A 9,066-nucleotide genomic window follows, 5' to 3' on the forward strand; every position below is an offset into this window, starting at 1 on the left:
ATAAGATAACCCTTTGATTTTCAGTAAATCTATTACCTGTTGACTCATTTGAAAAACTGCTTGAAGCTCTTCAATTAAGCCCTGATGCTGTTTGATAGGTCTAAAAAAGTCTTGTTCTTTGGCTGAAAAGGTTTCAAAACAAGTAATAATCTTCTTTGACCAGACAATACTGGGCTCTAAATTCATGAACCGAGCAATCACTCTTTGTTTAGGTGGAAGCAAGTAGGCCACCTCTCTCATGATTCCTTGAAATTTAGCCTGTGCGATGGCTTGCTGCCAACTGATAAACTTACCATGGTTACGATAGTGTTTCTCTACTATCAAGGCTATTTGATGAGAGACGTCTGCAATCCTGATACAACCACTATCACCAATACCCTTGCGTAAATTACTATTGCCATCACTGATAATATAGACAGGTTTACTACCCATTTTTTCTGTCACTTTTTCAATCTCTGCCCTAATATCTTCCGCTTTCCAGGATGATCGCACTGCGATAGACAAAACACTGACCTGTTCATAGTTTAAAGCAGTTGGCTGCTCTTTTTGGGCAGCTACTCCCAAGATAAGTACTAACCTTTGCTGACCGATTACCATACACTCATCAATGATTAAACCATAGGACTTACCAAGCTCACAGACTGGATGAGTATATTTATAGTAGCCTAATTTCTGCACCCATACAGCAATGATACTTTTACTGGGTAAGACGCCTAAAACACCGAATTCTAACTGAATGTATAGCAAAATCTTTACAATTCCTCTATAGCCACAGCCTAAAACCAAGTATAAGTATACACTCATTTGAATAGTCTGAACACTGTACTGATATCCTTGAGCTTTAGTAATCCGACCTGAATTTTGCTTGACAGAACGCAATTCTGAGGATTGTAAGGTCTTATATTTACGCTTCCACAAATCCCGACTCGCCTCTAATTCTTTCAGTCGCTGTCTGAGTTGTCTAAGCTCTGTTCGGCTATTTTTGACTTTTGCTTTTAATTCAGCTATATTTGTTCCTAAAGCATTCCACTGCTTGGGTTCTTGCATATATTTTGTTCTTTTCCAATTACAAAATTGCAAGAACTTTTTCTTTTATTGGACACCCTACCCGTAGGGACTGATATAATTGAGTTTCTCTTTTTTCTACCGATATATCGTCCCTACGGGACTTGATTCCATCGAAGTCACGTTAAAAACTAAACTGAAACATTTCAGCCAGTCGATGCTGGTATTTTTTAATATCAATCCCAAATTCTTTTTGCAGACATTCTGCTAAATCAAACTCACTTTCAAGCGTAGTAATATGCCTGCCTGTATCATCACGTTGCAGAAATTTCTGGTTAAAAATAGTCTTTCTGCCAGTTTCGGTAGGTTTGGTACAAATCAGGTTCTGTACAAAATGCGAATCTTCTGAGGTCTGTTTTAACTGACATTGTGGCTCAAATTTCTCAATCGCCACCTCTGACAAACTAAAAACATATCGCTCTCTGAAATGCGTACCCGTGGCCGACATCTGCAAGCTATACCTGTTTTCGCTCACTTGTTTTACCATAAAATAATTGGCACCGTCATACTGCACCACATCGGGTTTTATCTCAATGGGCTTAATAAACAAGTCGCCATACCCTACGTCGAGTAACCAGTCGCCCTCGTGTTTTACATAAATAGCCATGTGGTCGTATTCGGGACCGGGCTGGTCGCCATTGGTAATCTGTGCCGAAATAATGCTGGCCTCATAACCCAACTGATTGAGCAGCCAATTGAACAGAGAATTGAGCTCATAGCAGAAACCTCCACGAAAATAATTCACCACTTTTTTGTAGATAGACTCCATATTGAGCGAAATGGGAATACCCAGATGAATATCGAGACACTCAAACGGTATATTATATACGTGCGACTGATGTAATTGAAAAAGGCTGGAAAGGCTTAGTTGTGGAAAATCAGGATAGCTGATTCTTGCCAAATAGTTTTCTATTCGCATAAGGTGTGAATTTGCTTTGATAGTTTATTGATAAAGGATGAATGTTGTTGTACTCTTTTCTGCCGATGAACCTGTGCAGACACGTTCATCGGCTTTGTTGTATGTAATAACGCCCGATATCTGTAAAAAATTCGGTGTTCATACAAAAATAAAGACGAAAATCTTCCGGCTAACGCTGTAAAAAGAAGAGGATGGCACAAATTTTTTGGCATTTCTATCAACCATAGTTCAGGAAATTAAAATATTCAGATTGATGACACTTAAACTCTCATCTTCTACTATCCTTTCTTGTATAGTAGGTGTATTTATCTTGCTTCTTATAGGTCTGCTGGTTTATTCCATCAAATCAAGGAATGACCAGTATGACGCCTATAAACTAAGAACCATTATGAGTAGCCCCTATGAAAGTCAGGGTACTATCACCAATAAATATGGCATCGGCAAAGGCTTTGAGATTGAGTACCAGTTCAGAGGTAAGCCTTATGGCGAAGTAATGAAAGTAGGAAAAGACCTGTACAACCAATACAGGGAAGGCGACAAAATACCGATTACTTTATCACGTAATAACCCCTCTATGGTTATACTTACAAGCCAATCTTTAAGTGCAAAATAGGTTTGTAAGAAGAAAACTAAAAATTGCGAGATTTTGCGAGAATCTCGCAATTTTTAGCTTAAGTTACTATTCAGATATTTCTTCAAATTTTCATTAAATCTATGAGACTTAATAAAATGCTGTTTCTTTTTATTTACCTGAATTGCCTCAACAAAACCTAATTCAACCAATGTTTTTAAATCTGCTCTGGCTGTGAAATCAGATATATTGAATATTGATTCAATTTCTTTGGTCGTAAAAACCCTATCGCCATCTTCATTAAAAATCTTCAGAATCTGAGCCATTCTATCATTCACACCCGGAATCCGCATAAAATATGCGGCCTGTCTTACTTCCTTTTGTTTTCTGTTGATGTATGCTTTTAAAGCCTCAAAGGCTTTTTCCATCGTTTTGATATGATAGGTAATAAAATAGCCTAAATCGTTATCTATTTCAGAATAAAGATAGGCTTTTTCATATTGTGTTTTAGAATCTTTAATAATTCTTGAAATAGACAGATATTCTGTAAGCCAATAGCCTTTTCTAAGCATATACCAATAGAATAAGGCTCTCGCTGTTCGTCCGTTACCATCCACAAAAGGGTGAATCCAGCCTATCATGAAATGAATAATACAGCCTTTAATAATAGGATGAATAAAGTCTTCGGTTTCATAGTTAAAAAAATCGCAAATTTCATTTATCAATAACTCTATTTCTTCTTTAGGCGGTGGGGTATGAACAACCTCGCTATTTACATGGTCTACGACATAAATCTCATCATTATCTCTGAATTTACCCTCATCATTCGGGTCATCTAAAGTTTTATTAGTCATCAATTGGTGAATAGCCAGTATTTGTTCAGGACTTATATTTTCAATTTTGTGTTGAACAATATGTTTCATCGTAATGAAATTGTTCATAATCATTTGTTCCGATTTGTTTCTTGGCTTTTTTTCCTGCTGAATCATTTCTTTTGCCTGCTTGCGGGTAGTATTAGCCCCTTCTATCTGACTACTCGAAATGGCCTCCTCCATAATCGAACTGATAATAAATTTGGTTTTATCACTTTCTGCGAGTCCTACGTTACTACTTAAATTACCGCCAATATGCAAATCAAACTCGTGAAGAGCTCTCTGCATATAATCGGTTAGTGAGTATTGAAAGGTATAATCACCAAAATCCAAATCATGATGATTGAAATATCTGTCAAATTTAACTACTTGCCACAATTCCTGGGGTGTACAATCCTTGGCTTTATATTTCACTTTATCCCAATAGAGATATTCATTCTGAATTTTTTGCAACTCACCATTGAGTTTGAGTTTTGCAAACAAATCAAAATTCTGAAAATCCTTAAGTAAAGGTGGAGCTGATTCAAGCATAAGAGTACATCAATTATAGTTATACAAAGAAAACTAAAAATTGCGAGATTTGGCGAGAATCTCGCAATTTTTCAATTTAATACCTGTAATTCTACAATAAATTTCTACTGTTCTTTTGTATCACCTCAGTTGCGGCACGATTTTTCCGGTCCGTCGTTATGAAAATCGTCATACATATCCCCATGCCCTCTGCACCATGCCCCACGCCCCCTGCTCTCTGCCCCCTTACTCTCAACTTGAACAAACTTGACACTCGTTTGGACACCGTGCTTCATGTGCCTTTGTTTTTATTTGCTGCAAAAAAACAATAAACTATGAAAAAGTTAATTATCGCTCTGCTATGTGTGGGCAATATGGCAATTGCCCAGAAAAACAAATCCAGAACTCAAAGCCAGGCGCCTGCTCCGGTCGATTACAACGTTAGCCTGAGTCCTGAAAAATGGGAATTTAAAGAAGGGAAAGTTGAGTTTTTTGACCAAAACGGCACAAAAGCCATGCGGATAAAGCAAGGCAATCAGGGAGCTGTATTGCTGAAAGATGTGGTTTTTAAAGACGGCACTATTGAATTTGATTTTGAACCTGCCTCGCCTATGACCCTCGGGTCTTCACCTATGGTCTATTTCAGAGGAAATATGGAAACCAACGACACCGAGATTTTCTATATCCGTGCCAGACCTAACCGCCCTACGGCCAACGATGGCATTCAGTATTGTCCGATTTTAGGAGGCGTGAATATGTGGGATATGTTTACCGAATACCAGGCTCCGGCCTTTTTTGAAGCCGATAAACCCAATCATTTAAAGATGGTGATTTCGGGCAAACAAATGCAGGTGTATGTAAACGACATGGCAAAACCCGCCTTACATATTCCGAGACTGGAAGGGAATACCACCGAAGGACGACTGGCGATAGACGGTGGCATGGTAGTATGGAATATGCAGTTGAAACCCAATGTAACAGAAGATTTACCAGCATTGCCTGCGCCTGACCTGACCGACCACGATGCACAATATATCAGAAACTGGACGACAAACAAGCCCACCGATTTACCAACCGGAACCGAAATAATGCTCAATAACCTGCCCAAACCTGAGTCTTTTACAGAAAGGATTGAAGCAGAGCGAAAAGGCATGATTAACCTGACCCGAAAATTCGGCGGAAATAACTCACGCAAAGTGGTCTGGCTGAAAGCTAAAATTAAAGTCTCTGAAAATCAAAAGAATGGCTTACAGTTAGGTTTCAGCGATGATGTATGGGTATTTCTGAATAACCAGATGGTATTTCTGGACAAAAACACTTACCTGCAACCACCCATGCGAAAATACCCTGATGGCCGTATTTCAATACAGAATGCCCGGGTAAATCTGAATCTGAAACAAGGCGAAAACGAATTGCTGATTGCCGTTGCCAACGATTTTTACGGCTGGGGTATTATAGCCAGATTAGAAACAATGGAAGGCGTTGAGTTTTTGAGGTAGGTTGTGTACGGACTAACAAAGAACGCCCAATATAGAAACTACTGATATTTAATAATCTTAATTTTTGTTTTTTACCGTTTTTCTTTATAAATTTGTATTACCTAAACGTTTCGGACGTTTCGAGTAGGAGTGCTTCGTGCCTCATAACTCATAGGTTTTAAAGCCATCAAGCCAACTTGATGGCTTTAATTTTATACATTGTATGAAAGACCAAGCGACTTACTTTATTTTTCTTTTTGCTTGTAACACTTCTTACCTCTTTAACTACATAAGTCTTATCTTCAATTTTTCTAATAAATTGCAATAGTGTTTTTTGTGTATGCCTGGTTGTACCAATAGTGTTAATTTCTTCGGGGTTCAGAAAAACTTCCAACATTTTCACAAAATCTTCTCTCTCAAGTGCAATCTGACCTCTTTTAGCTTCCGTAATTGGATTACCATGTTCTTCCATAGCATGTATAATCTCATAATTATCGAGACAAACCCAATAACCAGTTACATCTATGCTTGTTTTTTCAAATATTTCAGCAGCAAGTTTATCAGGCACAATAAATAAATCAATCTTTCGATGAAATTGACTTAGATTTTCAAGACATTCATCATATAAATCATATATCTGCTGTTTAATTTCTTGCGTTATTTCAACCATTCTTACACAGGTTTACAACTCATACAAGCATCTTTTCCAAAAAATTCAATACCCCACACTCGTATTATCCCCACGAGGGTCAGAGCCGCCTTCCAATTTTCCGTCAGGCCGTAACATGATACAATCCATGCGACCTAAGGAGCCAGACATAGGAGCCATGTTATACCCTTTGGCTTTCAGGTTGTTAAGCGTAGCTTCACTAAAAGCGTTTTTTTCATACGTTGTATTATCAGGCAACCACTGGTGATGAAATTTCAGGGCATTCACCGATTGTTGCATGGCCATGCCGTGTTCTAATACATTCAGAATTGTCTGAAAAACCGAGGTGATAATGGTTGAGCCTCCGGGCGTACCCACCACCATAAACAATTGACCATCTTTCTCTACAATGGTCGGCGTCATAGACGACAGCATACGTTTACCCGGCACAATTTCATTGGCTTTGTTACCAATCAAACCAAACATATTCGGCACTCCAGGCTTGATACTGAAATCGTCCATTTCATTGTTCATCAGAAACCCTCCGCCCTGCACAACTACCTTGCTGCCAAAACCACCATTCAGCGTTGTTGTGATAGAAACCGCATTGCCTTCTTTATCAACCACCGAATAGTGCGTGGTTTCATCGCTCTCATAACCGGGTACTGCTCCCCCACTAACGGCCTTGCTATCGGTAGCTTTATCGAACGAGAAATCAGTCATACGTTTTTTCAGATAGCCCCGGTCGGTCAGTTCTTTTACAGGTACTTTCACAAAATCGGGGTCGCCGAGCCATTTGGCACGGTCGGCATATACCCGGCGTTCAGCTTCAATCATGACCTGCACTGTTGAATCCGAGTTCCACCCCCACCGTTTAATCGGATACGGCTCCACAAATTTCATCAACTGCATCAAAGCTACACCCCCGCTTGAGGTTGGCGGCATGGTAATAATTTTGAAATCCTTGTAATCGTCCACAATAGCCTCACGCCAGACCGAATGATAGTTTTTCAAATCTTCGAGCGATATTATCCCCTTGCCTCGTTCCATTTCTTTCACTAATAAGTCGGCACATTCGCCCTCATAAAAACCTGCCCGTTTACGGGTCTGAATCAGACCTAACATTCTACCCAGGTCTTTTTGTATCAGGGTATCCCCTTTTTTCCATTCCTGTTTATCAGGCCGGATATAATACGGCGACTCCGGCGCATTTACTTTTACTACATCTGCTTTTACACGGTTTAGTCCAACGGCCTCTCGTTCGGTCAGCACAATGCCTTTATTGGCTAAAGCAATAGCAGGAGCCACTACTTTATCCCACGATAGTTTACCAAATTTCTCGTGCATGGTTACCATGCCATCTACCGACCCCGGCACACCGCTGGCCAGATGCCCCAATGTACTTAAACCTGCTATCGGCGTACCGTTGGCATCTAAATACATATCTCTGTGCGCTTTCATGGGTGCTTTTTCACGGAAATCGAGCGTATAATTTCCACCGTTTTTATCCCGATAAACTAAAAATCCGCCCCCGCCTAAGTTACCCGCCCACGGATATACTACCGCCAGCGCAAAATGGGTGGCAACGGCAGCATCAATGGCATTACCGCCTGCCTTGAGTATCTCGACACCCACCTGAGAAGCAATCGGATGAGCTGAAGCTACCATGCCATTTTCGGCTACTACACCTTTTTTATCATAAAAAGTCTGAATACCCGGCACATCTACCGCATATTCGCTTAAGCCTTTGATGGTTTGGTTTTGAGTGGGTTTGTTTTTGCAGGACGCAATCAGAAATAGAAGAAAGAAAAGATTTTTTTTCATTAAATTAGTTTTTAGGGTAATGAGTGCATTGCCAGAAACAAATTTAAGTTTTTTTAGAAATTTTTTATACTTCTATGACTCGAATCTCCAGATTCGAGGTAAAATTAATTACCACAATGGAATTGCTATAATAGAATTGTACCGTGCCTCTACTCGTCCGAACATGGGCATGGCACGGTTAATTGGAGCAAAATTGAAATAGGGTTTTGCACAATGCTGTTCAGAGAACAGCTGGGCGCACCAGACTGACACTTCAACTGATAACTCCGTTTCGGATATATATTCAGCCGAACAGGGAGTATGCTTTTCTTATAACTTCCGGCTTGCAAGGCAGGCGAGAATAATAGTTCTGACATTGGCGGCATATTCATCAAAATTGTAAGGCTTTGTTTTGAATATATTGGCGCCTTTGCGAATGGCATCTTCTTCAAGATGTTTATTGCTGGCAGTAGTGAGTACCGCACAAAAGGTATCTTTATGCTTGGTATCTGCCTGTATTTCTACCAATGCTTCTATGCCGTTTTTAAGGTGCATATTCACATCTAAAACAATCATGTCGAATTTTTCAGAAATTTTAAGCAGGTGCATTAGTTCTAATCCGTTATTGACGGTTGTCAACGCAACCGGAATCTTTACGAGTTGAACAGCTTCCTGAAAGAAATCTCTGTCATCTTCATCATCATCGGCTAATACGATTTTTAATATTTCCGGCATTGGTGATGTATAAGTTGATGAACATCTGGCATAGAAACCCTTTTGTTCTCTTGCTGATTTTCAAATATAGTAACAGAAAATCAATTTTTTATCAATATATTTTTTAAATGCTTTAATTGCCTGAGACACAAAAAGGGTTTCTTATCCGGAAATACTGTAAAGGTATGAGTACGTTTATAAAAGGTTAGTACGAAGCGCATAGTTAATCATTTTTTAAATAAGTATAAATACTTACCCACAAAAATATTCGTAAAAAACCCGAATCTTCGCCTAAAGCTAACAAAGTCGATTATTAATACATAGGTAAAGTAAAATATTTCAGAAAAAACTTTGGAAATGGACTAAATTCCTCTTAATTTTCGTTAGAAATTCAATAGCCGGAAAATTCTTTCCATCAGTTTGATAAACTGAGTGTTTTCATAAACTATTTGTCTGTAATCTTAGCGGCTGTATTCAGCTTAAAC

At 39.1% G+C, this 9,066-nt stretch carries 9 protein-coding genes; 2 read left to right on the forward strand and 7 right to left on the reverse strand.

Going from position 1 to position 9,066, the window contains the following annotated elements; all coding sequences use genetic code 11:
- The coding region (locus EWM59_RS26820; protein WP_130020236.1) for a hypothetical protein at positions 1-1,047 on the reverse strand (1,047 nt) is incomplete at its 3' end.
- Between the two features lie 142 nt (positions 1,048-1,189).
- Entirely contained in the window at positions 1,190-1,984 is a 795-nt protein-coding gene (locus EWM59_RS26825; RefSeq protein ID WP_130024289.1) for an arylamine N-acetyltransferase family protein, read from the reverse strand.
- A 253-nt stretch (positions 1,985-2,237) separates the two neighbouring features.
- On the opposite strand from EWM59_RS26825, the gene EWM59_RS26830 reads away from it, so the two are divergent.
- Complete coding sequence (locus EWM59_RS26830; protein ID WP_130024290.1) at positions 2,238-2,597, forward strand: hypothetical protein; 360 nt, start codon at positions 2,238-2,240, stop codon at positions 2,595-2,597.
- Positions 2,598-2,650: 53 nt separating this feature from the next.
- Here EWM59_RS26830 and EWM59_RS26835 read toward each other — a convergent pair whose 3' ends face one another.
- Positions 2,651-3,958, reverse strand: coding sequence for a Fic family protein (locus tag EWM59_RS26835; protein WP_130024291.1), 1,308 nt, complete (start codon positions 3,956-3,958; stop codon positions 2,651-2,653).
- Positions 3,959-4,083: 125 nt separating this feature from the next.
- The gene (locus tag EWM59_RS27920; protein WP_165372313.1) at positions 4,084-4,233 is read right to left on the reverse strand and encodes a hypothetical protein; all 150 of its coding nucleotides are present in this window, start codon (positions 4,231-4,233) and stop codon (positions 4,084-4,086) included.
- Between the two features lie 39 nt (positions 4,234-4,272).
- Here EWM59_RS27920 and EWM59_RS26840 point away from each other — a divergent pair, with 39 nt between their 5' ends.
- Positions 4,273-5,436, forward strand: a complete 1,164-nt coding sequence (locus tag EWM59_RS26840) for a hypothetical protein (protein ID WP_130024292.1) — start codon at positions 4,273-4,275, stop codon at positions 5,434-5,436.
- Positions 5,437-5,602: 166 nt separating this feature from the next.
- Here the strand turns inward: EWM59_RS26840 and EWM59_RS26845 are convergent, their stop codons facing one another.
- From EWM59_RS26845 to EWM59_RS26855, 3 genes are all read right to left on the reverse strand, one after another.
- Positions 5,603-6,085: a PBECR3 domain-containing polyvalent protein gene (locus tag EWM59_RS26845; RefSeq protein ID WP_130024293.1), complete on the reverse strand. Its 483-nt coding sequence runs from the start codon at positions 6,083-6,085 to the stop codon at positions 5,603-5,605.
- 45 nt (positions 6,086-6,130) lie between these two features.
- Positions 6,131-7,888: a gamma-glutamyltransferase gene (ggt, locus tag EWM59_RS26850; RefSeq protein WP_130024294.1), complete on the reverse strand. Its 1,758-nt coding sequence runs from the start codon at positions 7,886-7,888 to the stop codon at positions 6,131-6,133.
- A 309-nt stretch (positions 7,889-8,197) separates the two neighbouring features.
- Positions 8,198-8,602, reverse strand: coding sequence for a response regulator (locus tag EWM59_RS26855; protein WP_130023855.1), 405 nt, complete (start codon positions 8,600-8,602; stop codon positions 8,198-8,200).
- Positions 8,603-9,066 lie beyond the last annotated feature (464 nt).

This window comes from Emticicia agri (assembly GCF_004168285.1).
Taxonomy (GTDB): Bacteria; Bacteroidota; Bacteroidia; order Cytophagales; family Spirosomataceae; genus Emticicia; species Emticicia agri.

Coding starts and splice junctions, on each gene's coding strand:
- EWM59_RS26825 (WP_130024289.1), bottom strand. CDS start 1,984: ATGCGAATAGAAAACTATTTGGCAAGAATCAGCTATCCTGATTTTCCA.
- EWM59_RS26830 (WP_130024290.1), top strand. CDS start 2,238: ATGACACTTAAACTCTCATCTTCTACTATCCTTTCTTGTATAGTAGGT.
- EWM59_RS26835 (WP_130024291.1), bottom strand. CDS start 3,958: ATGCTTGAATCAGCTCCACCTTTACTTAAGGATTTTCAGAATTTTGAT.
- EWM59_RS27920 (WP_165372313.1), bottom strand. CDS start 4,233: ATGAAGCACGGTGTCCAAACGAGTGTCAAGTTTGTTCAAGTTGAGAGT.
- EWM59_RS26840 (WP_130024292.1), top strand. CDS start 4,273: ATGAAAAAGTTAATTATCGCTCTGCTATGTGTGGGCAATATGGCAATT.
- EWM59_RS26845 (WP_130024293.1), bottom strand. CDS start 6,085: ATGGTTGAAATAACGCAAGAAATTAAACAGCAGATATATGATTTATAT.
- ggt (WP_130024294.1), bottom strand. CDS start 7,888: ATGAAAAAAAATCTTTTCTTTCTTCTATTTCTGATTGCGTCCTGCAAA.
- EWM59_RS26855 (WP_130023855.1), bottom strand. CDS start 8,602: ATGCCGGAAATATTAAAAATCGTATTAGCCGATGATGATGAAGATGAC.